The 246-nt window shown below is 73.6% G+C and carries 1 protein-coding gene; it reads left to right on the top strand.

Features of this window, described 5'->3' with window-relative positions:
* Positions 1 to 246, top strand: a 246-nt coding sequence (locus SB658_RS26585; RefSeq protein WP_410603491.1) for a RidA family protein, incomplete at both ends; no start/stop codon positions are given.

Here is a 246-nt window from a genome sequence, read left to right as displayed (position 1 = left end):
CCGGGCAGCCGGGCGCCGCTGATGCTGTCGGGCACGGCGAGCATCGTCGGCCACGCCACCGCCCACCACGACGACCTGCCGGCCCAGCTGGAGGAGATCTTCGTCAACCTGGACGCGCTGCGCGAGGCGGCGATCGGTCGCGGTGGCGCGGACATGCCGGCTTCGCTGGACGACCCGGGCACCCTGCTGAAAGTCTATGTGCGCGATCGCCAGGCCCTGCCCCAGGTCGCCCGGGCGCTGGACGAG

Source organism: Bacillus sp. SIMBA_008 (genome assembly GCF_046535495.1).
GTDB lineage: Bacteria > Bacillota > Bacilli > Bacillales > Bacillaceae > Bacillus > Bacillus subtilis.
Note: the sequence above shows the minus strand (reverse complement) of the source record. Positions and strands in the feature narration are given on the sequence as shown.